Annotated in this window: 19 protein-coding genes; 12 read left to right on the top strand and 7 right to left on the bottom strand. The window is 39.6% G+C overall.

Annotated features, from left to right (window positions below):
* Positions 1–29: 29 nt before the first annotated feature.
* The gene (locus tag KCTC52924_RS16235) at positions 30–446 is read right to left on the bottom strand and encodes a response regulator (protein WP_251805808.1); all 417 of its coding nucleotides are present in this window, start codon (positions 444–446) and stop codon (positions 30–32) included.
* A gap of 108 nt (positions 447–554) precedes the next feature.
* Positions 555–1220, bottom strand: coding sequence for a uracil-DNA glycosylase (locus tag KCTC52924_RS16240; RefSeq protein ID WP_251805809.1), 666 nt, complete (start codon positions 1218–1220; stop codon positions 555–557).
* A 235-nt stretch (positions 1221–1455) separates the two neighbouring features.
* Here KCTC52924_RS16240 and KCTC52924_RS16245 point away from each other — a divergent pair, with 235 nt between their 5' ends.
* Genes KCTC52924_RS16245 through KCTC52924_RS16255 form a run of 3 tightly spaced genes read left to right on the top strand, consistent with a single transcriptional unit; the run spans position 1456 to position 2982 of the window.
* Positions 1456–1998, top strand: a complete 543-nt coding sequence (locus tag KCTC52924_RS16245) for an RNA polymerase sigma factor (protein ID WP_370671549.1) — start codon at positions 1456–1458, stop codon at positions 1996–1998.
* A 32-nt stretch (positions 1999–2030) separates the two neighbouring features.
* On the top strand, positions 2031–2540 hold the full coding sequence (locus tag KCTC52924_RS16250) for a hypothetical protein (RefSeq protein WP_251805811.1): 510 nt from the start codon (positions 2031–2033) through the stop codon (positions 2538–2540).
* Entirely contained in the window at positions 2530–2982 is a 453-nt protein-coding gene (locus KCTC52924_RS16255; protein WP_251805812.1) for a hypothetical protein, read from the top strand. The genes KCTC52924_RS16250 and KCTC52924_RS16255 overlap by 11 nt, the downstream gene beginning before the upstream one ends.
* Before the next feature lie 186 nt (positions 2983–3168).
* Here the strand turns inward: KCTC52924_RS16255 and KCTC52924_RS16260 are convergent, their stop codons facing one another.
* Entirely contained in the window at positions 3169–4200 is a 1032-nt protein-coding gene (locus KCTC52924_RS16260) for a VPS10 domain-containing protein (RefSeq protein ID WP_251805813.1), read from the bottom strand.
* A 71-nt stretch (positions 4201–4271) separates the two neighbouring features.
* Between KCTC52924_RS16260 and KCTC52924_RS16265 the strand changes: the two genes are divergently transcribed.
* Positions 4272–5489 carry an RsmB/NOP family class I SAM-dependent RNA methyltransferase gene (locus KCTC52924_RS16265; protein ID WP_251805814.1) on the top strand — a complete coding sequence of 406 codons (1218 nt, stop codon included), beginning with the start codon at positions 4272–4274 and terminating at the stop codon, positions 5487–5489.
* 104 nt (positions 5490–5593) lie between these two features.
* On the opposite strand, the gene KCTC52924_RS16270 is transcribed toward KCTC52924_RS16265, so the two are convergent.
* Positions 5594–6034 carry a hypothetical protein gene (locus tag KCTC52924_RS16270; RefSeq protein WP_251805815.1) on the bottom strand — a complete coding sequence of 147 codons (441 nt, stop codon included), beginning with the start codon at positions 6032–6034 and terminating at the stop codon, positions 5594–5596.
* Positions 6035–6140: 106 nt separating this feature from the next.
* A complete protein-coding gene (locus KCTC52924_RS16275; RefSeq protein ID WP_251805816.1) occupies positions 6141–7949 on the bottom strand; it encodes an acyl-CoA dehydrogenase in 1809 nt (602 codons plus the stop codon).
* Between the two features lie 158 nt (positions 7950–8107).
* On the opposite strand from KCTC52924_RS16275, the gene KCTC52924_RS16280 reads away from it, so the two are divergent.
* Positions 8108–8974: a cation diffusion facilitator family transporter gene (locus KCTC52924_RS16280; RefSeq protein WP_251805817.1), complete on the top strand. Its 867-nt coding sequence runs from the start codon at positions 8108–8110 to the stop codon at positions 8972–8974.
* 250 nt (positions 8975–9224) lie between these two features.
* Positions 9225–12893, top strand: a complete 3669-nt coding sequence (gene purL, locus KCTC52924_RS16285; protein ID WP_251805818.1) for a phosphoribosylformylglycinamidine synthase — start codon at positions 9225–9227, stop codon at positions 12891–12893.
* Between the two features lie 73 nt (positions 12894–12966).
* Here the strand turns inward: purL and KCTC52924_RS16290 are convergent, their stop codons facing one another.
* Positions 12967–14076: a hypothetical protein gene (locus KCTC52924_RS16290; protein ID WP_251805819.1), complete on the bottom strand. Its 1110-nt coding sequence runs from the start codon at positions 14074–14076 to the stop codon at positions 12967–12969.
* 516 nt (positions 14077–14592) lie between these two features.
* On the opposite strand from KCTC52924_RS16290, the gene KCTC52924_RS16295 reads away from it, so the two are divergent.
* From KCTC52924_RS16295 to KCTC52924_RS16320, 6 genes are all read left to right on the top strand, one after another.
* A complete protein-coding gene (locus tag KCTC52924_RS16295) occupies positions 14593–16365 on the top strand; it encodes a long-chain fatty acid--CoA ligase (protein ID WP_251805820.1) in 1773 nt (590 codons plus the stop codon).
* A 133-nt stretch (positions 16366–16498) separates the two neighbouring features.
* Entirely contained in the window at positions 16499–16951 is a 453-nt protein-coding gene (locus KCTC52924_RS16300; RefSeq protein WP_251805821.1) for a MarR family winged helix-turn-helix transcriptional regulator, read from the top strand.
* A 12-nt stretch (positions 16952–16963) separates the two neighbouring features.
* The gene (locus KCTC52924_RS16305; RefSeq protein ID WP_251805822.1) at positions 16964–19369 is read left to right on the top strand and encodes a 3-hydroxyacyl-CoA dehydrogenase/enoyl-CoA hydratase family protein; all 2406 of its coding nucleotides are present in this window, start codon (positions 16964–16966) and stop codon (positions 19367–19369) included.
* A 63-nt stretch (positions 19370–19432) separates the two neighbouring features.
* Positions 19433–19789, top strand: coding sequence for a four helix bundle protein (locus KCTC52924_RS16310; protein WP_251805823.1), 357 nt, complete (start codon positions 19433–19435; stop codon positions 19787–19789).
* A 58-nt stretch (positions 19790–19847) separates the two neighbouring features.
* Complete coding sequence (locus KCTC52924_RS16315; protein WP_251805824.1) at positions 19848–21038, top strand: acetyl-CoA C-acyltransferase; 1191 nt, start codon at positions 19848–19850, stop codon at positions 21036–21038.
* A 105-nt stretch (positions 21039–21143) separates the two neighbouring features.
* Positions 21144–22949 (top strand): acyl-CoA dehydrogenase family protein, encoded by a 1806-nt coding sequence (locus tag KCTC52924_RS16320; protein ID WP_251805825.1) that lies wholly within the window; start codon positions 21144–21146, stop codon positions 22947–22949.
* Positions 22950–23064: 115 nt separating this feature from the next.
* On the opposite strand, the gene KCTC52924_RS16325 is transcribed toward KCTC52924_RS16320, so the two are convergent.
* Entirely contained in the window at positions 23065–25110 is a 2046-nt protein-coding gene (locus tag KCTC52924_RS16325) for a dipeptidyl peptidase 3 (RefSeq protein ID WP_251805826.1), read from the bottom strand.
* Between the last annotated feature and the right edge of the window lie 175 nt (positions 25111–25285).

Raw genomic sequence — 25285 nt, forward strand, 5'->3', positions numbered from 1 at the left:
GCTGCTACAAACTGTTTTTGGTATTTTGATTATTGGTTAAAAAAAGTTTTGATCACTTTTCTAAAGTTGATATCCGATGACGGTTTGTGGAGGCACCCCTTAACTTGGGGATACGACAATGCCTTATAGGTAAGCTCTTCAGTGCCATTTGCCGTAAGTATGGCAATTATAATTTTTTCCTTTTCCTCTTGCCTAAAAAGTATATCAAATGCCTGTAAAAACTGCCATCCATTCATCATGGGCATTTCAACATCTAATATCAATAAAAAAGAACCACTTTCTATTTCATTTATCTGGGCCTCAATAAAATCCAATGCCCTATGCCCATCAATCACAGTATTTATGTCAAGGTTAGGGATTAGCTTTTTCAAAAAAAGTTGATTCAACATGTTGGTGATCCCGTCATCATCTACTAGTAAAACCGATTTTAGTTTGGTATAATTCATATTTAGGCGGTGAGCAAAATGGATTAAGATTAAAAATTAAATCTAACGGTAATTTAAGTTGGTTTATTGTCCTAAATATTTGGAACTTTAGTAGTTTCTACCATACAATTACCAGTCTATTGGTGTTAAACTTTGTCTCAGTAAAATTTCATTCGTTTTTCCAAAGTGTCTATTCCCAAACCAATATCCTCTATTGGCGCTTAATGGGGAAGGGTGTCCCGAAGTTAAGATATGGTGCTTTTCGGTATCGATCAATTTTACTTTTTTCTTGGCATACCCGCCCCACAGCATAAATACCAAGCCGTTTTTTTCCTGAGATAGTTTGGTTATGACTGCATTGGTAAAGGTCTCCCATCCCTTACCTTGATGACTCCCTGCATGGTGCGCCCTTACAGTAAGCGTGGCATTTAGCAACAAAACGCCTTGGTCTGCCCATTTCTCCAAATCACCACTTATGGGATATTGCTTGTGCAGATCCAATTGTAATTCCTTGAAAATATTCACTAAAGATGGCGGGTGTGTCACTCCGTCATTTACGGAAAAACAAAGTCCATTGGCTTGCCCTGCACCGTGGTATGGATCTTGCCCTATCACCACTACCTTAGTGTCTTCCCAATGGCAATGATCAAACGCAGAAAAAATTTGCGCTTCTGGCGGAAAGCACTGATGCTCCTCATATTCTTGATCAACAAATGATTGTAGGGCCTTAAAATAAGCAGCGCTAAACTCACTATCCAATATTTGCTGCCAGCTTTGATGTATTTTGCTATTCATAAAACAAGTTGTGGTAAAATTTAATAAATTTTTCAGAAGTTAACTTCCCTTCCTATTTAATGGATTCAAAACTAACTAAAATTGCTACAATGTTTATTTGGTTTGCTCTATTAGATGAGAAAACTTAGTGAAACTTCCTTATCTTGGTGGATACAGGTGGATTTATAAATAATGGCCTAGGAATAAACCTTTTCCAATATTTGGAGTCCTATTAGAGAACTTAAGTTAATTCATGGTGATTGCGGAAGAAGTTTTGGTATTGCAATTAAAACAAAAGAATAGTCAGGCAAAGGCCTTTGAAATTCTTGTTGACGCCTATAAAGTGCGTTTGTATTGGCATATTAGACGGATTGTGCTGGACCATGATGACACGGACGATGTTCTGCAGAATACCTTTATCAAAGTATTTAGGAACATTGATGGATTTAAGGGTGAAAGCAAACTGTACTCATGGATGTACAGAATCGCTACCAACGAGGCTTTGAGTTTTCTAAAATTGAAATCTCAAAAATTAAAGATCAACGATGAACAATTAATGAGCGACAAGCTGGCCAACTTAAAAGCAGATGTTTATTTTGAAGGCGATGATATACAGTTGAAGTTACAACAGGCGATAGCTGTATTGCCCGAAAAACAAAAATTGATTTTTAATATGAAATATTTCCAGGAAATGAAATATTCGGAGATATCCGAGATATTAGAAACATCTGTTGGGGGATTAAAGGCCTCCTACCATTTAGCAACCAAAAAGGTTGAAGCATTTTTAAGGGACAATTAAATTTTCTCCAAGACAATGGTCAAATTGCAAAAATGAAAAAAATAAATAAAGACAACAGTTTCCGAGTCCCCGAGGGGTATTTTGACTCCCTTTCCGACAATGTTTTCACCAAAATGGAATCGGAAAAAATGGAATCTACGGAACATGATGATTTTAGGGTGCCGGAAGGGTATTTTGATTCGTTCACGGATAGGGTTCTTGCCAAACTGGAAACGGAAGAGAATAAAACTGTCCCTGTTAGATCGCTAAAAAGGTATTATTATATAGCCGCCTCAGTTGCTGCTGTATTGCTGATAATTGTCGGCCTACAATGGAAGGACATTAGCAACAGTGATACTGTTTTGGCTAATTCTGACATAGAGGATTATTTCGAATTTAATGGCTTGGGAGTCTCCTCCTATGAATTGGCAGAAATGTTACCCGTAAGCGATATGGATATCAATGAGATATTGGATTTCCAGCTTGATAATGAAAATTTTATTGACTATTTGAATACCAATATAGAAGATTTTGAAGAATTAAATTTGAACAATGATGATTAGAAAAAATTATATTATCCTAGCTGTTTTTTGGTTGATGGCCACCTTGTCTGTCAGCGCTCAAGGCAAACCCGATTGGGACAAAATTAAATCCTATAAAATTGCCTTTATCACTGAACGTTTGAACCTAACTCCAAAAGAAGCACAAGATTTTTGGCCTCTGTATAATGAGTATGAGGCCCAAAAGATAGCATTACACCGTAGGGAACACAGTAAAATTAAGGAGAAAATTAAAAATCTAGATGCGCTTTCCGCTGCTGAGGCAAGCGACCTATTAAAACAAATGGGGAAATTGGAAGAGGATAAATACCGGGCGGAAAAGGCGTATATAGAAAAGGTATCCAACACTATTTCTGCTAAAAAAGCAATTGTTTTGCTTCGTTCAGAGGAAGATTTTAAACGACAGTTAATTAAGCAATACCGACAAAAAAGAGGGGAAAAGTAACTAGTGTTGAGATATGAGTATTGAGTTACTCGGACATGCCCGAGAACATGAACTTTAGCTAACCCGATAGCTGGTAACTAAGCCGAAGGAGCACTATTAAAATCAGTAATGAATATTCCGATAGTCAGTTCTAATGAACAGTCCCACCAACCTTGCAATTAACCTTAGATAATTGACACCCCCCGCCTATTTAAAAGTAAGTTTTGCTATCCTATTTGTTCCGGCCGCATAGGCCACAGAATCATTTAGAAATCGTAATGTAAAGAAAGATTCGTTGGAGAGCTGTTGCCAGCTTTGCCCACTATCATAGGAGTAGGCTATTCCCTTAAACCCCAAGGCAATCAACGAATTGCCATCCGAATTGGGAACAAATTGCACGCAGCTCCTATAATCTGGCAGTTTCCCGCTGGCAACTAAATTCCAGGTTTTTCCCCCATCAGTGGTGATCGCCTTGTTGTCAAGATTACCTTCTGGATCGGTATAGTCTCCTCCAAAAACAAATCCAACATTTTCGTCGTAAAAGTCGATGGAATAAATTCCTTGGGTCGACTTTTCACTCCTAATAGGTGTCGTTATAATTTCCCAAGAGGCACCCTTGTCTTCTGTGTAATAAACATTTCCTTTTGTGGTAGCAATCCAGGCCTTATCCCCTACCGTCTTGATGTTGGTGTTACTTGCAGCAAATGCGCCCTCTCCTTCCTCAGATTTCGGTAGAGAGGAACAAGGCAATTTTTCCCAACTCTCGCCGCCGTCCCTAGTAATAATAATAGACAAACAGCCTTCCATACTGTCCCCTACAGCAATTCCCTCCATATTGTTCCAAAAAGTCAAGGCATCATAAAATACCTTTTCGTTTTCTTCCTTATATACCAATTCCATAGAACCGGAATCTCCTGTTTTATACAGCAGGGCAGGATTACCTGCAGAAAGCATAAAAAAATCGGTATTGGTATGTGCTACCGCCCTAAATTCGGGTACTAGAGAGTCGTGTTGTTGGGTATTTACCCTTGCTATTTCAGTGTTTAAATCCAATAATCCAAAAGCTCCCTTATTGGCGGCAAAAGCCAAGCTTCCCCCATCCATAATTTCTATGGCTCTTATGCTTAAAGAATCGGAAAGAACTGTTTTTATATCTACGGCAGTAAAAACTTTTGAAGTCTCCTTATTGGAACAAGAAACGATCAATATTAGTAGTAAAACAGGGATAAATCTGGTCATGTTCATAATTTTCAACAAAAATAATAGGAATAGGTTCTAATACAATACCTTTGCAATCTTAATTTTTAAAAATGCGATTACATAGAAATCTAGTGTTTGGGGTTGTTGATGCATTAAATTATATATTTAATGAAGGTGAATATGCCGATAAAGTAGTACAAAAAGTATTAAAGTACGATAAGCGTTGGGGTGCAAGGGATAGAGGATTTATTGCGGAAACCACCTATGATATGGTACGTTGGAAAAGACTGTATGCAGAGATTGCAGAGGTGAAGGCTCCTTATAGTAGACAAAATCTTTTTAGGATGTTTGCCGTATGGGCAGTTTTAAAAGGAATTAAACTTCCAGATTGGAAACAAATTGAACCTACTCCAGAAAGAAGGATCAAAGGTAGGTTTGACGAACTTTCCCAAATAAGAAAATACAGGGAATCTGTTCCGGATTGGATTGATGAATTAGCCGTAAAAGCTTTAGGCGAAGCCTTATGGACCAAAGAAATCGCTGCATTAAATCAGCAGGCAGATGTTATTCTTAGAGTGAATACCTTAAAAACCACCAAGGATAGTTTAAGGAGTGCACTTAGTGAGGCGGGGATAGAAACGGAGTATATTAGGGGATATCCAGACGCCTTAAAGCTGGTGGAACGCAGTAATGTGTTTATCACAGAAGCCTTCCAAAATGGTTGGTTTGAAGTACAGGATGCCTCTTCACAATTGGTAGCCCCATTTTTAGATGTTAAACCCGGTCAGCGTGTAGTAGACACCTGTGCGGGTGCAGGAGGTAAGTCATTGCATTTGGCTTCGTTAATGGAAAACAAAGGGCAATTGATTGCCTTGGATATTTATGGCAACAAACTAAAGGAACTAAAAAGAAGGGCCAAAAGAGATGGTGCGCATAATGTTGAAACAAGACATATTGAAACTACCAAGGTTATCAAGAAATTATACGGCACAGCAGATCGCGTACTTATAGATGCACCTTGTACCGGATTGGGAGTACTAAAAAGGAATCCGGATGCAAAATGGAAATTGCAACCTGAATTTCTTGATAAAATTATGGTTACCCAACAAGAGATTCTACAAGATTATAGTCGAATTCTTAAGCCAGGAGGTAAAATGGTATATGCTACCTGCTCTATCTTGCCCCAAGAAAACAACTTACAGGTAAAGAAATTTTTAAGTTCGGAAGCTGGAAAGGATTTTAATTTGGTTAAAGAATCCAAGATCTATGCTTCAAAAACAGGTTTTGATGGATTTTATATGGCTCAATTGGAGAAAAATCCGGCTTAGTCAATTATTACAATTACAACTAAAAAATCCCCGATGTACGCATCGGGGATTTTTTTATGCCTAAATTTTCACTTTGGTGGAAGGAAAAAGAAGTTTTGCTATTCCTAAAGTCCAATTCTCACACTGGGCATTCTTACTCCAACTCCAGTACGGATAGTAGTTCTGTTATGTGGTCTGTGATTACCGTAATGAGCGTTATTGTAATAGTAAAAAGAAGCGTAACTGTGATAATGCTGACTGTGGTGACAGTGGGAATCACAATGTTGTCTATGTTCGGAGTAGGCATCCCTCTTGCCCTTTAAATAGGCTTTGTACGCTTTTTTATCTCGTTTTTTCAGCTTCCGGTCATATTCCTTTTGATCTTCCCAAAAATCCTCCTCAGCATCTTTATCCAGCTGTTGGGTTTGTTCATATTTCGCATCCTCAATAGCGCGCTGTTCGTAATAGGATCGGTTTTCGATTTTATTGGCTTTTTCCGCTTGGGCAATTGCTCCAACAGATATAAATAATAGGCTTACCAATGTTGAAAAATGTATTCTCTTCATAATTTCGTTGTTTTATTTGATCATTCTGACCCGATGATATGGTTCGGTTATAAAACAACTTACTTTAGTTTTACCCTACTTTTAACTTGGAATAAATTTCGGTTTTTTAAAAATAATCCTTCTCACTATTTAAGGTTAGAACATCCTCATGCATTATGGATTTTGCTAATCCACTAGTTTTTATCAATTCGTACTTAAAGTAAAACTTCATAGTATGGATTTTGCCTTGATAAAAATCTAAGGGGTACGTATTATCCTTTTTTAAAATATCCTTTTCTGCTGTAGCTGCGATATCTAACCATATCCAACCTAACACTAAATGACTTAGGAATTCCATAAACAAATTAGCATCGGAGAGATAACGTTCGAAATCGCCCTCTGTGGCAATTGGCATCAAATGAGCCGTTACTTCTTGGGTCAATTTTATCTTATCCCCCAAAATAGTAGCATAGGGTTTTAAATTTTCCATGGTAAGGGCCTCTGTAATGGTCTCCAATATTTCATTAAGCAGTAGCTCTAGCGCCCTTCCATTGTCCATGAGCACCTTCCGTCCCAGAAGATCTTGGGACTGAATCCCAGTTGTTCCTTCATAAATACTAAAAATCCGTATATCGCGATAATATTGCTGCAAGATAAAATCGGTACAAAATCCATAACCGCCTAAAACTTGCAGGCCATTATTTACAGCCACTGCTCCGGCCTCTGCAGGATATGTTTTTACGATGGGAGTTATAATTTCCAACAACATTCCGTATTTTTCTTTTGTAGCTTGGTCTTTCTCGGCAAGTTGTAGATCGTGATATTTTGCTGCAAGTAATATTAAACTTAAGGAACCTTCGGCAATGGCTTTCTGAAGAAACAGCATTCGCCTTACATCTGGATGCTCTATAATGGGACAGGGGCTTTCATTTGGATCTTTTTTCCCCGAGCTTCTTAGTTTTCTACCCTGGGTACGTTCTTTAGCATATTGCAAGGAGGCCTGGTATGCTGCCATGGATATTGCCGCCGCTCCCCTACCTACACCTATTCGGGCATCGTTCATCATCTGAAACATGTATTTTAATCCTTGATGAGCCTCACCTAACAACCATCCTCTGCAATCATTTTGATCCCCAAACCCCAAATGGGTAGTCGCAAAGCCACGTTGGCCCATCTTTTGAAAATCTGACAGGGTTGTCACGTCGTTTTTTATCGAATTCCCATTTTCAGTCCTAAGTTTAGGCACCACAAACAATGAAATTCCCTTGGTTCCTGCTGGTGCCCCCTCTATACGGGCCAATACCAAATGAACAATGTTTTCGACATATGGATAATCGCCCCCAGAAATAAATATTTTTTGACCTTTTATATGATAATGACCATCCTTCGTGGGGGTGGCCTTGGTGGTGATATCGGAAAGTGAACTACCGGCATCGGGTTCGGTAAGACACATGGTCCCACCCCATTCTCCCGACAGCATTTTCGGAATATAAGCATCCTTTAATGCGCTATTGCCAAAATGGGTAATAAGCTCGGCTGCTCCCAGAGTTAAGGTTAGATATCCGGGTAAATGATTATTGGCTGTATCCAAAATATAGGTGGCTGCAGTATGAACAATGAAAGGGAGTTGTAGGCCGCCAATTTCATAATCGAACGGACCACAAATAAGGCCCATTTCCCCTCCTTTCTTCATTATTACTCCTACCTGCTCATGAACAATAACCTCTCCATTCTTAAACGCCGCTGGGGAATCGTCCATTTCCTTAAAAAAAGGAAACAATTCGCGATCAGCAAACTCCTTTACCGAATCTAGGAACATGCCCATGGATTCGGGATCGTGTTCCTTATAGCGCTCTAACTGAACCAATTGGGATAGTCCATGAACATTGTTTAATAAATATTTGAGGGTAGTTAAGTCGATATACTTTTGTGCCATAGCTACAATTTGTGTTGTTTAAATTATTCCTAAGATAAAAACATAATCCGTCTAAATCAAGGATTTCTCCTATTCATCACTTCGAATTGGTATTAATTAAATATGGATTTAACAGCAAGTCCGCTATCTTTGTCCAGCAAAAAAAAGCCTTCCTAAAATTGACAAACGCCAAAACCGCCATTCGGACCATATATTATAGTATTGTAGGAAGTACACTTTTGGCAATAATAAAGGGTTTGGCAGGTGTCTTTGGGAATTCTTACGCTTTAATTGCCGACGCCATAGAATCTACTACTGATATTTTCTCTTCCCTACTAGTGCTCTTCGGCTTGAAGTATGCCAAAAGACCAGCCGATGACAACCACCCATACGGACATGGAAGAATAGAACCCCTCATCACTTTTTTAGTAGTAGGTTTTTTATTGTTATCCGCTGTTCTTATCGCCTATGAGAGTATCCGCAACATACAGACCACACATTTACCACCTAAACCATGGACATTATTTGTCCTTGGGGGCATCATCATATGGAAGGAAATTTCCTTTCGTTTAGTATTGAAAAAAAGTATAGAAACCAATAGCTCCTCTTTAAAAGCAGATGCTTGGCACCATAGAAGTGATGCTATTACCTCTGTGATGGCATTTATAGGTATTTCCATCGCCCTATTATTTGGGGAGGGATTTGAAACTGCGGACGATTGGGCAGCGTTATTTGCAGCTGGATTTATTATCTACAATAGCTATTTGATTTTTCGCCCAGCCTTTGGTGAAATTATGGACGAACATCTTTACGATGATCTTATTGAAGAGATAAGGGAGGTTTCGCTGACGGTTGACGGAGTATTAGGCACCGAAAAATGCTTTGTCAGGAAGGCAGGGACCAAGTATCATGTGGATCTTCATGCTATAGTAAAGGGGGAAATATCAGTATTTGAAGGGCACGCTATATCTCACCAGTTAAAGGATACCTTGATCATGGAAATACCTAATTTGGAACACGTATTGATTCATATTGAACCAAGATAATTTAAATACATACTGTCACCAAAACATGCAACTTTGTCTTAAAACAAAGATGATATTTCCAATTTTATTATGAATTATGGGTTTTATATATAGGAAATACAGACCTGTAAAATCAACAAAAACCATGAGACCAAAGGGCGTTGATTAAAAATTAACAATTACACCTTAAAACTGTTAACTATTCTCTTTAAAAATTACACTTTAAAACCGTAAATTTGTGCCTTTCTTAATCATACAATTTACAAACTAGATGATTCATTTCTTCGGAGCCCTCGACACCAAAGTATTTGCGGTACAAACCAAACAAGATTTGTTACAGGAAGACATTGTAAAACTTAGCTGGTTGTTTGGCAATCAACCTAAGATTATAGCGGCGTCCTTAGACGCCTTTTTTGTTGGCCCTAGGGCAGCTATGATTACTCCTTGGAGTACCAACGCTACAGAAATCACCCAAAACATGGGTATATCTGGGATAATAAGGATTGAGGAATTTATAGCCTCAACCAAGGATTCTGATCAGTATGATCCCATGCTATCCCAAAAATACAGTTCCCTACACCAAGATATTTTTAAGGTTGATGTGCAGCCTGCACCTATCCAAAATATCGATAACATTGCCGCTTATAACGATAAGGAAGGCCTGGCCTTAAATGAGGAAGAAGTGGAATACTTGGAGGGGATGGCCAAGAAAATTGGGCGTAAGCTGACGGATTCGGAAGTTTTTGGATTTAGTCAAGTCAATTCCGAACATTGCCGCCATAAGATATTCAACGGTACCTTTATCATTGATGGGGAGGAAAAGCCATCATCCCTTTTCAAATTGATCAAAAAGACCTCTCATGAGAATCCTGGGGATATTGTTTCTGCCTATAAGGATAATGTTGCCTTTATTAAAGGACCAAATGTGGTACAGTTTGCACCTAAAACTGCGGATAAACCCGATTTTTATCAAGAAAGCGATTTTGAATCTGTTATTTCCATAAAAGCGGAAACCCACAACTTCCCAACTACGGTAGAACCCTTTAATGGGGCAGCAACCGGTGCTGGTGGAGAAATCCGGGACCGTTTGGCAGGTGGTAAAGGTTCACTTCCATTGGCAGGTACTGCCGTTTATATGACCTCGTATTCCCGTTTGGAAGAAAATAGACCATGGGAAAAATCTATGAAGGAAAGAGATTGGCTGTACCAAACCCCTATGGACATTCTAATTAAGGCCTCCAACGGAGCTTCTGATTTTGGAAATAAATTTGGTCAACCGTTAATCGCAGGTTCAGTACTCACCTTTGAGCATGAGGAAAATGATCGTAAATTAGGATATGATAAAGTAATTATGCAAGCCGGAGGTATTGGATACGGTAAGGCTGAGCAAGCAATAAAAGATGTACCAAAAACAGGGGACAAAATAGTAATCCTTGGTGGTGATAATTACCGAATTGGAATGGGTGGCGCTGCAGTTTCCAGTGCAGATACCGGGGAGTTTGGTTCCACTATAGAGCTCAATGCCATACAACGTTCCAATCCAGAAATGCAAAAAAGAGCCGCCAATGCCATCCGTGGCTTGGTAGAGGCAGAACATAATCCTATAGTTTCTATTCACGATCATGGGGCAGGCGGACATTTAAATTGCCTTTCCGAATTAGTGGAAGATACCGGAGGAAAGATAGATCTGGACAAACTGCCTATTGGAGACCCAACCTTATCGGCCAAGGAAACCATCGGGAACGAATCTCAAGAGCGTATGGGATTGGTAATTGGGCAGCAGGATGTAGCTATGCTACAGCGTATCGCAGACAGGGAAAGATCGCCCATGTATGAGGTAGGAGATGTGACCGGAGATAAGCGCTTTACCTTTAAATCTGCTACCACGGGCGAAAAGCCAATGGACCTGGATTTGTCGGATATGTTTGGGAGTTCTCCAAGAACCATTATGACAGATACTACCATAAAACGGGAATACAGTTCCCCATCTTATTCTTTGGAGCATTTTCACGAGTATCTGGAAAACGTACTTCAGTTAGAGGCCGTAGCCTCCAAAGATTGGCTTACCAATAAGGTAGACCGATGTGTGGGTGGTAAGGTTGCCAAACAACAATGTGCAGGTCCACTTCAATTGCCATTAAACAATTGCGGTGTAATGGCGTTAGATTACAAAGGAAAGGAAGGGATTGCCACTTCTATTGGCCACTCTCCCATTTCTGGATTGATTGATCCTACTGCAGGGAGCAAGAATAGTATAGCGGAAGCCTTGACTAATATAGTATGGGCTCCCCTAAAAAATGGACTTTCTTCTGTATCCCTTTCCGCCAACTGGATGTGGCCTTGCAAAAACGAAGGAGAAGATGCCCGATTATATGAGGCCGTTACCGCAGTTTCTGATTTCTCTATCGCATTGGGAATCAATGTTCCTACAGGTAAGGATTCACTTTCCATGAAACAACGTTATAAAAATGACGAGGTGATTTCTCCAGGAACGGTAATAATTTCGGCAGCAGGAAACTGTAATGACATCACTAAGGTGGTAGAGCCAGTTTTACAAAAAGACGGGGGTGATATCTACTATATTAATTTATCAGAAGATAGTCATAAACTAGGTGGCTCTTCCTTTGCCCAAATTTTCAATACCATTGGAAACGAAGCGCCATCCGTACTTAATGCCCAAAACTTTAGGAATACCTTCAACACCATTCAGAAATTAATCGTAGATGGTAAAATTCTAGCGGGCCATGATGTTGCATCAGGTGGATTAATCACTACCTTATTGGAGCTTTGTTTTGCTGACCAAAATTTAGGGGCCAAGTTAGATTTGACGTCTATTTCAGAAACGGACACTATCAAATTGTTGTTCTCCGAAAATTCGGGTATTGTATTTCAAGCCAAGGATGCTTCCGTAGAAACTATTCTAAAGGAGGCTGGAATTACATTCTATAATATAGGTGCTGTCACTAAAGAAGCCACGCTTACGATCAAGAATAACGGAGTGGAAATGGGACTGAATATAGAATCTTTAAGGGATACTTGGTTTAAGACCTCCTATCTTTTAGATCAGCGACAGACGGCTAATAATTTGGCAAAAGATCGTTATGACAATTATAAGAATCAGCCTTTACAATATACTTTTCCAGCAACTTTTGATGGAAAAATACCTGAAAAGCCTGCCCTAGAAAAACGACCAAAAGCGGCCATTTTAAGGGAAAAGGGTAGTAATTCTGAACGAGAAATGGCAAACGCCATGTTTTTAGCCGGATTTGATGTTAAGGACGTCCACATGACGGACCTAATATCAGGAAGGGAAACCTTGGAGGATATTCAGTTTATAGGTGCTGTAGGCGGATTCTCTAATTCGGATGTACTAGGAAGCGCTAAAGGTTGGGCAGGAGCATTTAAGTATAATGAAAAGGCCAATAAGGCCCTGAAAAATTTCTTTGATAGACCCGATACGCTTTCCGTGGGAATTTGTAATGGTTGCCAATTGTTTATGGAGTTAGAGCTAATTAACCCTGAACACTCGGAACATGGAAAACTCACCTATAACAATTCCAAAAAGCACGAAAGCGGATTTACCTCAGTGAAGATCCAGAAAAACAATTCGGTGATGCTTTCCTCCTTGGAAGGTGCAAATCTTGGGGTTTGGATTTCCCACGGAGAAGGTAAATTTAGATTACCACTATCTCAGGAAAATTATCAAATCGTAGCTAATTACGGTTATGAAGGATACCCAGCAAACCCCAATGGAAGTAATTACAATACTGCCATGATGTGTGATAAAACAGGGCGACATTTAGTAACTATGCCCCATATAGAACGTTCTATATTCCAATGGAACTGGCCACATTACCCTAAGGATAGAAAAGATGAAGTTTCTCCTTGGTTAGAAGCATTCGTCAACGCTAGAAAATGGATCGAAAATAACGGGAAGTAAAATTTCTAATTTAGTGATTTAATTTAAATTACCCCGTTGGTACATACCTTCGGGGTTTTTGGAAAGCACCTTATTATTTTTTAGAATAATCTGCATAAATAGCTTTTTTAAATGCTACCCAATGTTCCGGTTTCATTCGCTCTGGAGTAAACAGGCAAATTCCGGAAGCACCGTTTTCCATAGAACCTCTTATGGCTGTTTCTATCTCCGAAGGCAATAAACCGTGATTTTCAGGGTCGTTTTCCGCTGTTTTATTCTCTGGATTGGGACAGATAAACAATCCGCTATAAATAGGCTTTTGATTGTTTACGGCTGCCACCTCTTCCTTAGTTATCTCCCCTACCCATTCTGGCCCTTTTAGGTAAAAGTCATTGTAATTCATGGGGTATACAGCATCTAAATCCCATTTATCCCATTCTTGTCTAACCAATTTTTTGGAAATACTGGGTCCTGGGAAAACGGCTGCATTTAGTTTTTTTCCTTTTTCGTGCACTACTTTTGCGATACCGTTTACGACATCCGTAATTAAATTGTATCTAAACTGTTTCCATTCTTCTACCTGCGATGGGTCTTCCACTTCCCTAATGTCAATTCCCGACTTTTCCTTGAAACCAGCAACACAGTCGTCACAATAACAATAATCAGCCTCCGGGTATTCCTCATCCATTACTAAACCGTATTTATCCCAAAGTCCCTCTGCTAAAATAACATCGGGAAACCGGATATAGTCCAAATGGATACCGTCTACTTCATCTACCGAGGCAATATTTCCATATAATTCGGCCAAAAATTGATGGGTCCCCTCTTTATTAGGACATAGGAATTTATAATAAGGAACATAGGTAGGTTTGTCAAATGCAGACTCCCCATTCCTATTAATTGCGTAAAGTTCTGGCGACAACTTAGGATTTTCCCCTTGTACCATTGTCGGTACCCAGGTGTGGAATTCTAGTCCAGCTTCCTTGACCAATTTCCCTACCCTTTTATAAGTTTTGGGGTCCTGCCCCCCGTTGTACATTAATCCGTCTATACCTTTTTCCTTATAATCCTTAAAGGTATCCAATAATTCCCGATCGGTAGCTTCACCAGGCCCTCCAGTCCATGCATAGACAGGGATCTTTGATTTTTCCGCACAAGAATACAGGTTAAAAATAATGATAAGGGCAACAACTAACTTTTTCATTCGTTTGATTTAAAAGATTTATTAATGGCTTGTTCTTTTGCGCCTAAAATTAAAACAAAACACTAGTATCCAATGGATATCTTTCGATTTTTATACGCCCTAAGATTCCTTTTCGGAAATTAACTTAATAGATCATATCCTAGTATGATAACCATTCCGAGAACATGAACAAAATAAATTTATTTTTTAAGATTTGATTTTAATTATCAATTATTTTAGTACTATTGGCTTGTGAATATGTGCATCTTTATTCCCTTATCAACCTTGTCCCTATTTCCTATGACTGAATAAATTCATTAAAAATAAATCCTAAAAATAAAATAGCCACTAATAATACATTAAAAATAACCAATAGACGTGAATACAGTATCTTACCCAAAAGGATACAATATCTAATTTTTGAAAATTCGACAATAAAAATGTAAATTCATCAATTAAATAAATTCAATTATACGAATGTCATTTTATTATACCGTTACGTTTTCTTAATTTGCCGTTACCAATATCGAATAAAATATGCAAGACATTACCCGCCTTTTTGATTTTCCTTACTATCAATTGGAAAAATTCAACTTAAAAAAATCATTGGTAACCAAGTATAATGGAGAGTGGGTTGCCACCTCTTCTCAGGAATATGTGGACAAAGCAAATCAAACTAGTCGCGCATTACTGCGATTAGGGGTTAAACCAAATGATAAGATTGCTGTGATATCCATGACCAATAGAACGGAGTGGAACATTATGGACATTGGGATACTTCAATTAGGGGCCCAAAATGTCCCTATATATCCTACCATTTCCGAGTGTGATTATGAATATGTCCTCAATCATTCAGAGGCTATTTATTGTTTTGTCTCTTGCCAGGAGGTTTACAATAAGGTAGAGGCAGTACGAAAAAATACACCCCATTTAAAGGAAGTGTTTTCTTTTGATCAATTGGACAATTGTAAAAATTGGAACGAAATTTTGTCCATGGGCGAAGACACCTCCAATCAAGAAGAGGTAGAAGCACATAAAAAAGCGGTAAAGGCCCACGATCTAGCTACTTTGATTTATACTTCTGGAACCACTGGAAAACCAAAAGGTGTTATGTTGTCACATGATAATGTGGTGAGCAATGCGTTGGAAAGTTCAAAAAGGTTTCCTATTGTGGATGGAGATACGAATGGATTGAGTTTCTTGCCGGTATGCCATATATATGAACGCATGATCATCTATCTCTACCAGTATAGAGGAGTCTCCATTCACTATGCAGAATCTATGGATAAGATCAGCGATAATATAAAGGAGGTTGCCCCCCATGTTATGACGGCAGTTCCAAGAGTATTAGAAAAAGTATACGACTCTATTATTGCAAAAGGAGCAGCCCTGACCGGAATAAAAAAAATGTTGTTCTTCTGGGCGGTGGATATTGGCTTGAAATATGAGCCGTATGGAGAAAATGGATGGTGGTACGAATGGCAATTGGGAGTGGCTCGTAAACTTATTTTTAGTAAATGGAAGGCGGGATTGGGTGGTAATATAAGTCTTATAGCCTCCGGTAGTGCCGCATTACAACCTAGACTGGCAAGAGTATTTAATGCAGCGGAGATGGGTCTTATGGAGGGTTACGGACTTACTGAAACCTCGCCAGTAGTTTCTGTGAACGATTTTCGTGACGGCGGATTTAGAATTGGTACAGTAGGCAAGTTGCTAGACCGTACTGAAGTGAAAATAGCCGAAGATGGAGAAATCTGTGTTAAGGGACCCCAAGTTATGATGGGATATTTTAAGGATGAAGAAAAAACGGCCGAGGTTTTAGTGGACGGGTATTTTCAAACTGGAGATATAGGCGAAATAGATTCGGACGGATTCCTGAAGATTACGGATAGAAAGAAGGAGATGTTTAAAACCTCCGGCGGTAAATATGTGGCCCCTCAATTACTGGAAAACCGATTTAAACAATCCAGATTTATAGAACAAATAATGGTTGTTGGGGAAGGTGAAAAAATGCCTGCTGCCCTAATTCAACCCGATTTCAACTTTTTACGTGATTGGGCGAAAATACACAATATTGAAGTGGGCGACGATAAGGATATTGTCACCAATGAAAAAGTGTTGGCACGGTACCAAGAGGAGGTTGATATTGCCAATGAGAATTTCGCAAAATGGGAAAAAGTAAAGCAATTTAGATTAACTCCAGATGCTTGGAGTATAGAGGAAGGGCATTTAACCCCAACCCTAAAACTGAAAAGAAAAATTATTAAAGAGAAGTACAAAATTCTTTACAATGATATATACGGGCATTAAAAACAGCCCGCTACCTAATAACAATCAGCTCCTTATAAAAATAAGGGGCTTTTTTTATCCCTAATATTTTTTACAAAATTTATTATGCATGCATAATAAATTTTCCTATCTTTGGAATTCTGGTTCCAAATAAATGAAAGATATAACAATAGATTATGCGTTACGTGCCACTTGGCAAGCAGTAACAAAAATGTATAACGAAGAGGCTAAAAAGTTTGAAAGCACCATGGCCGTCGGATTTACATTGCTGAGCATAGACCCCAAGACGGGAACCCCTTCCACTGCTTTAGGGCCTAAAATGGGAATGGAGGCCACCAGTTTGTCCAGAATTTTAAAAAGCATGGAACAAAAAGGGTTAATAGTACGCAAACCTAATCCTAATGATGGTAGGGGCGTATTGATACATTTGACCGCTTTTGGACTTGAAAAAAGAGACGACTCCAAAGCGGTAGTGCTTCGCTTTAACGAAACAGTAAGGTCACATGTTTCCGAAGAGCAATTAAATTCCTTTTTTGAGGTTGCTGAGCTGATTAACCACTTGGTTACCGAAAAGAAAATTTACAATAAAAAGACCATAACTAATTAATATTTATTATTGATGAACAAACATATTAAAAAGGTAGCGGTAATTGGCTCCGGCATCATGGGAAGCGGTATAGCATGCCACTTTGCCAATATTGGCGTAGAAGTATTATTGTTGGATATTGTACCAAGGGAACTTACTGAAAAAGAGAAAGCCAGTGGACTAACCTTAAAGGATAAGGTAGTGCGCAATAGATTGGTGAACGACTCCCTTATGGCGGCTCTTAAATCCAAGCCCTCCCCTATTTATCATCAAAAGTTTGCCCAGCGTATTAGCACCGGGAATCTTGAGGATGACATTGCAAAAGTTAGTGAGGTAGACTGGATCATTGAGGTGGTCGTAGAGCGCTTGGATGTAAAGAAAATGGTGTTCGATAATTTGGAGAAATACAGAAAACCAGGGACTTTAATCACCTCTAATACTTCCGGTATTCCGATAAAATTTATGAGTGAAGGAAGAAGTGAGGATTTCCAGAAACATTTCTGTGGGACCCACTTTTTTAATCCTGCTAGATACTTAAAATTATTTGAAATTATCCCTGGACCAAAGACATCTCCGGAAGTCTTGGAATTCCTAAATGGATATGGTGAACAGTTTTTGGGTAAAACCTCGGTGGTAGCCAAGGATACCCCCGCTTTTATAGGAAACCGTGTGGGTATATTTGGGATACAAAGCCTATTCCATATGGTTAAGGAGATGGGACTTACCGTTGAAGAAGTTGATAAACTAACGGGACCAGTGATTGGAAGGCCAAAATCTGCCACTTTCCGAACTGTGGATGTTGTGGGGCTAGATACCTTGGTGCATGTTGCCAATGGTATTAATGAGAACTGCCCAAGTGATGAACGACATGAGGTATTCCAACTACCGAACTTCATCAATACCATGATGGAAAACAAGTGGTTGGGAAGTAAAACAGGACAAGGGTTTTACAAAAAGATAAAAAATGCAGATGGCTCCAGTGAGATAATGACCTTGGATCTAAATACTCTGGAGTATAGGGCCAATAAAAGAGCAAGTTTTGCCACTTTAGAGCTTACAAAAACTATAGATAAGGTAATGGACCGATATAAGGTTCTGGTTGGAGGAAAAGATAAGGCCGGGGAATTTTACAGAAAAAGCTTCGCTGCCCTTTTTGCCTATGTATCCAACCGTATCCCAGAGATATCCGACGATCTCTATAAAATTGATGATGCCATGAAGGCTGGTTTTGGATGGGAACACGGACCTTTTCAGATTTGGGATGCCATTGGGGTCCAAGCAGGAATGGAATTGATAGAGAAAGAAGGTTTGAAAGCTGCCCCATGGGTTTCGGAAATGTTTGCAACAGAAAATAAATCGTTTTACAGCGTTAAGGATGGAGCTACTTATTTTTACAACATCCCGACTAAAAAAATAGAGAAAATTCCAGGACAGGATGCCTTTATAATCTTGGATAACATTCGTAAGACCAAAGAGGTATTTAAAAACAGCGGTGTTGTTGTCGAGGATTTAGGAGATGGAATTTTAAATGTGGAATTCCAATCCAAGATGAATACCATTGGTGGCGATGTGCTGGCTGGGCTGAACAAGGCAATTGATTTGGCCGAAAAAGATTTTCAAGGTTTGGTCGTAGGTAACCAAGCTCCTAATTTCTCGGTTGGAGCCAATATTGGCATGATCTTTATGATGGCCGTAGAACAGGAATACGATGAGCTAAACATGGCCATTAAAATGTTCCAGGACACTATGATGCGTATGCGCTATTCTGCAATTCCAACTGTTTCGGCACCTCATGGGATGACTTTGGGTGGAGGATGCGAGCTTTCACTGCATGCAGACATGGTAGTTGCTGCGGCAGAAACCTATATTGGGCTTGTGGAATTTGGTGTAGGTGTTATTCCAGGTGGTGGCGGCTCTAAAGAATTTGCCTTACGTGCCCAGGATACCTTTAAGAAAAATGATGTAGAGCTCAATGTTCTCCAAGAATATTTCCTCACTATAGGAATGGCTAAGGTTTCTACTTCTGCCTATGAAGCCTATGACTTGGGAATTTTACAACACGGTAAGGATATTGTTGTGGTCAATAAAGACCGACAAATAGCTACTGCCAAAGCGCATGCCAAGTTAATGGCCGAAGCCGGATATACCCAACCCATAAGGCGACAAGATATAAAAGTACTTGGAAAACAGGCACTTGGAATGTTCTTAGTAGGGACCGATGCCATGGAAGACAGTAATTACATAAGTGAACACGATAAAAAAATCGCCAATAAACTGGCCTATGTTATGGCAGGGGGAGATTTATCTGAACCTACCCTGGTAACTGAACAGTATTTATTGGATTTGGAAAGGGAAGCCTTCCTGTCGCTTTGTACGGAAAGAAAAACCTTGGAAAGGATTCAGCATATGCTGAAGACTGGGAAGCCGTTGAGAAACTAATTATAGTACAAAGTATTAAGTACCAAGTATTAAGTAAATGGTAAAGAGATATAATAAGATTGTATGCATCGATTTGAAGAATTAATAATTTGGCAAAAAGCGATGAATATAACTGAAGAGGTATATCTCTTATCCGCGGAATTTCCAAAAGAAGAGAAATTTGGATTAAAGAGCCAAATTAGAAGAAGTGCAGTTTCAATTGCATCAAATATTGCTGAGGGTGCCGGAAGGAATACAAATGGTGAATTTAGAAATTTTCTAAGTATGGCAAGTGGGTCTTCCGATGAATTGTATACTCAATTATTACTGGCTTATCGATTAAAATTGGTTCAACAGGAACGCGTGAAAAATATACTAACCAATGTTAAGGAAGTACAAAAAATGAATTATGCATTGATAAAATCACTCAAACAACAATAACTAACAATCAATAATAACCTACTTGGTACTTTGTACTAGGTACTTAATACTCACATTCATGAAAACAGCATATATAGTAAAAGCATATAGAACGGCAGTAGGTAAAGCACCAAAAGGGGTTTTCCGTTTTAAACGTACAGATGAATTGGCAGCGGAAACCATAGCATATATGATGAAGGAGTTGCCTCAATTGGATAAAAAACGAATAGATGATGTTATCGTTGGAAACGCAATGCCGGAAGGTTCACAGGGGCTAAATATGGCGCGATTGATCTCCTTGATGGGATTGGATATCGTGGACGTTCCAGGAGTAACCGTTAACAGATTCTGCGCCTCTGGAATAGAAACCATAGGGGTGGCTACCGCAAAGATCCAAGCTGGCATGGCCGACTGTATCATTGCAGGAGGTGCGGAAAGTATGAGTGCCGTACCCATGACCGGGTATAAAACCGAGCTCAATTACGATTTGGCGAAATCGGGTCACGAAGATTACTACTGGGGTATGGGAAATACTGCAGAAGCGGTTGCCAAGCAATTTAAGGTATCTAGGGAAGATCAGGACGAATTTGCCTACCATTCTCATATGAAAGCCCTAAAGGCACAGGCAGAAGACCGTTTTCAAAGTCAGATCGTACCTATAGCTATTGAGCAGATATATGTGGATGAAAATGGAAAAAAAGCCACCAAAAATTATACCGTTACCAAAGATGAAGGTCCACGTAAGGGTACTAGTTTGGAAGCCTTGGCCAAACTACGTCCGGTGTTTGCTGCTGGAGGTAGCGTTACTGCAGGGAATTCTTCACAAATGAGCGATGGCGCAGCCTTTGTTATGGTGATGAGCGAAGAAATGGTTAAGGAATTAAACCTAGAGCCCATTGCCAGACTAGTAAATTACGCTGCAGCTGGGGTAGAACCACGGATTATGGGAATTGGACCTGTAAAGGCCATTCCAAAAGCCCTTAAGCAAGCTGGATTGAAGCAAGAGGATGTAGAACTAATAGAGCTTAATGAAGCTTTTGCCTCGCAATCCATCGCAGTGATCAGAGAACTGAACCTTAATCCCGATATAGTAAATGTCAACGGAGGTGCAATAGCCTTAGGGCATCCATTAGGATGTACAGGCGCCAAGCTTTCCGTTCAATTATTCGACGAAATGCGAAAACGCAATATGAAGGGCAAGTATGGTATGGTCACCATGTGCGTTGGAACAGGTCAGGGAGCAGCAGGTATTTATGAGTTCCTGAACTAATAAGCTCATTTAAGCTATTATAGATCAACAGTATTATAATAAAAACGTTAAACTAAAAAATCCCCAATATACTTGCCTTTTAAGGAGCAGGATGGGAAAAGGCCTATGGAAACAATAGATAAAGAATTATTACGGGGAGGTCAGTTCCTTGTTAAAGAAACCAAATGTGAGGATGTATTTACGCTCGAGGATTTATCCGAAGAGCAAAAAATGATGCGCGAGAGTACCAAAGAATTTGTGGATAGGGAACTTTGGGCTCATTGGGAACGATTTGAAAAGAAAGATTATGCCTATACCGAGGAAACCATGCGAAAAGCTGGGGAACTGGGATTATTAAGCGTGGCCGTACCAGAATCTTACGGAGGAATGGGAATGGGATTTGTATCCACCATGTTGGTATGTGATTATATTTCTGGGGCTACGGGTTCTTTTAGCACCGCTTTTGGCGCCCATACAGGTATAGGCACTATGCCTATTACCCTTTATGGTAGCGAGGAACAAAAACAAAAATACGTACCCAAATTGGCTTCTGGCGAATGGTTTGGTGCGTATTGCTTAACTGAACCAGGTGCTGGCTCCGATGCAAACTCAGGAAAAACAAAAGCGGTTCTTTCCGAAGATGGGAAGTACTACAGCATTACGGGACAGAAAATGTGGATATCCAATGCTGGTTTCTGTAGTTTGTTTATTGTATTTGCAAGGATTGGGGACGATAAGAATATTACCGGTTTTATTGTAGAGAATGATGCCAGTAACGGTATCAGTATGGGCGAGGAAGAAAAGAAATTAGGGATCCACGCCTCCTCTACTCGCCAGGTGTTTTTTAACGACACCAAGGTACCGGTAGAAAATATGTTATCGGAACGGGGCAACGGCTTTAAGATTGCTATGAATGCCTTAAACATTGGTCGGATAAAGTTGGCTGCTGCCTGTTTGGAAGCGCAAAGACGTGTAATTGGAGAGGCTACCAAATATGCCAACGAAAGAATACAGTTTAAAACGCCTATCATCAATTTTGGCGCTATAAAAGCAAAGATTGCAAATATGGCAACCAATTGCTATGCAGATGAATCTGCAAGTTATAGGGCTGCTAAAAATATTGAGGACAGGATTGCCATGCGTCAAGCAGCCGGTAACACACATCAAGAAGCAGAATTAAAAGGTGTTGAAGAATATGCTATAGAATGTTCCATCTTAAAAGTAGCTGCATCGGAAGACGTACAGAATACTACCGACGAAGGAATCCAAATTTTTGGGGGAATGGGCTTCTCTGCAGATACCCCAATGGAATCTGCTTGGAGAGATGCCCGTATCGCTAGAATATACGAGGGAACCAACGAAATAAATAGAATGTTGGCCGTAGGTATGTTGGTCAAAAAAGCCATGAAGGGTCATGTAGATCTTTTAGGACCAGCAACTAAGGTAGGTGAGGAATTAATGGGAATACCATCCTTTGATGTCCCCGATTTCTCGGAATTATTTGCCGAAGAAAAAGACTTGTTAGCTCGACTAAAGAAGGTGTTTTTAATGGTTGCAGGTAGTGCCGTACAAAAATATGGCCCCGAATTGGAGAACCACCAGCAGCTTATGTTGTCTGCCGCAGATATTCTGATAGAAATTTATATGGCAGAATCTACCTTGCTTAGAACGGAAAAGAATGCCAAGCGTTTTGGGGAAGAAGCCCAGGACACTCAAATTGCCATGTCCAGATTGTATTTGTACACTGCAGTGGACATCATCATTCAAAAAGGTAAGGAAGCAATTGTTTCTTTTGCCGAAGGTGATGAGCAACGAATGATGCTTATGGGACTTAAACGTTTCACGAAATATACAAATCATCCTAACGTAGTAGCGCTACGCACTCAAATTGCTGATAGAGTAGCTGCGGATAATGGATATACCTTTGACTAATTCAAATAGGAGCTTTGTAATGAAGCAGAAGCGAAAAGCCGTTCCTTTTGGGAACGGCTTTTTAATTTTAAATAAAATGTATTCCACTTATTTATAGCAATATATAACACATCATTTAATGTGCTACTTTCATTAAGTTAGAAGTCAAGAAGCTATGAGTTTTGGCATATTCTAACATCTGGGACACAAAGTTTTCAGGCTGGGTCACTTTAACATCCGATACTTCTCCGGACGCATCTATTTCTACAACCAACACTGGATTTACAAATCCGCTATAAGGAGCAGATTTAAACTGGGAGTTTCTTTCCAGTACCTCTGCGTGAATCGCTTGATCCACTTTTACTCCGTATCCCTCTACTAGGTCCTGGGCAGCTTTAAAATCGCCTTCAGATTTCATCCGCTGCGTTTCCTGTAACAATTGACCAAAGAGTTCCCGCAATTTGGAATAGTCATTAATATTGTAATAGGTCTTATCGTCTCTAGTAATTTTTTCGATTACATTATCCGCCTTCCCTTTTTCATAAGCCCAGGCAGAAACCCATTGCCTGTTTACCATATGGTCTTCTTCTATATCATCACCTAGGTTGATTCGGACCAATTGGGTCATCAGGCCATTTCTGATATAGCCATCATAGGCGGCCTTGCCAACTTTCTCCCAATCGTCTACCAAACCAAGTTCCTGCAACTTAGGATCCATCAAATAGTAAAGCCCTATTAAATCCGCTCTTCCTTCTTCTATGGTGGAGGCGTAGTTTTTAAGGGTTTCTTTAGGTTGACCAATTCCTTGGTTGATCTGTCCCGAAGCATGACCTATTACTTCGTGCAGCGCCGTATGCAGCTTATCCCCTATTTCCCCATATTTTTCCTCCAATTCTATTTCCTCGGCATCGTTGGCAAATTCCTTTAACCTATCCGTACCACCAAAATGATTGTAGGCATCTATAATATTCCCCAAGGAAACCGATTTGCTTCCGTGTTGTTGTCTGATCCAGTTGTTATTGGGAAGATTCACCCCTATAGGAGTACTTGGAGATGCATCTCCGGATTCCCCGACCACATTAACGGTTTTATAGGAAACTCCCACAACTTTTTCCTTTTTGTGCTCTTTAAGCAAGGGTGCATTATCTTCGAACCATTGTGCGTTTTCAGTTAGTACCGACATTTTTCTCGACATTTCAAAATCTTTGATCTGTACGATTGATTCATAGGAACCCCTATATCCCTTTGGATCGTTGTAAACTTCAATAAAGCCGTTGATCCAATCTATATTTCCTGAAGTAGATGTGGCCCATGCAATGCAGTATTTGTCCCAAGTGTCCAGACTTCCAGTTTTGTAGTACTCCATTAAAAGTCCCAAAGCATTGGCCTGTTTTTCATTTTCAGCAACTCCTTGTGCTCTTTCCAGCCATTTGATAATTTCATCGATAGCACTTCCATAGAGTCCGCCCGATTTCCAGATCTTTTCTACCAATTTACCGTTTTCCTTTACCAATTTGGAGTTTAAACCAGCCTCTATAGGAGTGTTTTTGGGTCCTTTATAAGCTGTTTTATAGAATGCTTCCACTTCTGCATCGGTAACCGAAGGGTCATAAAAATTCACTGCTGAGGAAGCTACTATGTCCACCCCTTTTTTCTTGTTCACTTTTTTGTTGTCCTTGTCGTTAAAAATAACCTCAAAAGCCTCACCTTTTAATTCCGTACCAGTTTCTGTCAAGAGAAGGTTTAAGTAGTCTGCAGAAAATTCGGGAATTATCTTGTCGTTGGAATAGTGGTGGTGGATCCCGTTGGAAAACCATACTCGCTTAAGGTAAACCTCAAAGGCGTTCCAATCGTCCGTGTTTTTATCACCTTTATAATGGGTGTAAATATGCTCTAAAGCTTCCCTTATACCCAGATTATGTCGATAGTTTTGGTCCCAAATGATATCTCTACCTGCCAATCCGGCTTGGGTAAGGAAGTAAACCAATTTTTTCTCCTTTAGGGTCAATTCTTCAAATCCAGGGATTTGATACCTTAAAATTTTGATGTCGGCAAATTGATCTACCGAATAATCAAAGCCCTGTTCCGTCTCCAATACAGGTTTTTCGGCAACTTTCTTTTTATTACAGGATATCAGCCCCACTATCAAAAGTAAAGCACCTGCCATTAATTTTACGTTCATTTCGCTTGTTTATTTTACATTATTTAACCCCAAAATTAACAATTCACCGATAAAATGTTAGGATATTTTGCTTTATTATTCATTTTAGGCCACAATGAGGTGGTTCTAATTTTAAGTTACCCCTTGTTGATCATAATCTAAGTTGGTAGGGTTAAAAAGCAGCATACAGAAGGCT

Source organism: Arenibacter antarcticus (assembly GCF_041320605.1).
GTDB classification, from domain to species: Bacteria; Bacteroidota; Bacteroidia; order Flavobacteriales; family Flavobacteriaceae; genus Arenibacter; species Arenibacter antarcticus.

Bases quoted from the DNA above. Each gene is read 5' to 3' on its own strand.
- KCTC52924_RS16295 (WP_251805820.1), top strand. From the start codon at position 14,593: ATGCAAGACATTACCCGCCTTTTTGATTTTCCTTACTATCAATTGGAA.
- KCTC52924_RS16260 (WP_251805813.1), bottom strand. From the start codon at position 4,200: ATGACCAGATTTATCCCTGTTTTACTACTAATATTGATCGTTTCTTGT.
- KCTC52924_RS16265 (WP_251805814.1), top strand. From the start codon at position 4,272: ATGCGATTACATAGAAATCTAGTGTTTGGGGTTGTTGATGCATTAAAT.
- KCTC52924_RS16270 (WP_251805815.1), bottom strand. From the start codon at position 6,034: ATGAAGAGAATACATTTTTCAACATTGGTAAGCCTATTATTTATATCT.
- KCTC52924_RS16250 (WP_251805811.1), top strand. From the start codon at position 2,031: ATGAAAAAAATAAATAAAGACAACAGTTTCCGAGTCCCCGAGGGGTAT.
- KCTC52924_RS16290 (WP_251805819.1), bottom strand. From the start codon at position 14,076: ATGAAAAAGTTAGTTGTTGCCCTTATCATTATTTTTAACCTGTATTCT.
- KCTC52924_RS16310 (WP_251805823.1), top strand. From the start codon at position 19,433: ATGCATCGATTTGAAGAATTAATAATTTGGCAAAAAGCGATGAATATA.
- KCTC52924_RS16300 (WP_251805821.1), top strand. From the start codon at position 16,499: ATGAAAGATATAACAATAGATTATGCGTTACGTGCCACTTGGCAAGCA.
- KCTC52924_RS16275 (WP_251805816.1), bottom strand. From the start codon at position 7,949: ATGGCACAAAAGTATATCGACTTAACTACCCTCAAATATTTATTAAAC.
- KCTC52924_RS16235 (WP_251805808.1), bottom strand. From the start codon at position 446: ATGAATTATACCAAACTAAAATCGGTTTTACTAGTAGATGATGACGGG.
- KCTC52924_RS16325 (WP_251805826.1), bottom strand. From the start codon at position 25,110: ATGAACGTAAAATTAATGGCAGGTGCTTTACTTTTGATAGTGGGGCTG.
- purL (WP_251805818.1), top strand. From the start codon at position 9,225: ATGATTCATTTCTTCGGAGCCCTCGACACCAAAGTATTTGCGGTACAA.
- KCTC52924_RS16240 (WP_251805809.1), bottom strand. From the start codon at position 1,220: ATGAATAGCAAAATACATCAAAGCTGGCAGCAAATATTGGATAGTGAG.
- KCTC52924_RS16315 (WP_251805824.1), top strand. From the start codon at position 19,848: ATGAAAACAGCATATATAGTAAAAGCATATAGAACGGCAGTAGGTAAA.
- KCTC52924_RS16305 (WP_251805822.1), top strand. From the start codon at position 16,964: ATGAACAAACATATTAAAAAGGTAGCGGTAATTGGCTCCGGCATCATG.
- KCTC52924_RS16320 (WP_251805825.1), top strand. From the start codon at position 21,144: ATGGAAACAATAGATAAAGAATTATTACGGGGAGGTCAGTTCCTTGTT.
- KCTC52924_RS16255 (WP_251805812.1), top strand. From the start codon at position 2,530: ATGATGATTAGAAAAAATTATATTATCCTAGCTGTTTTTTGGTTGATG.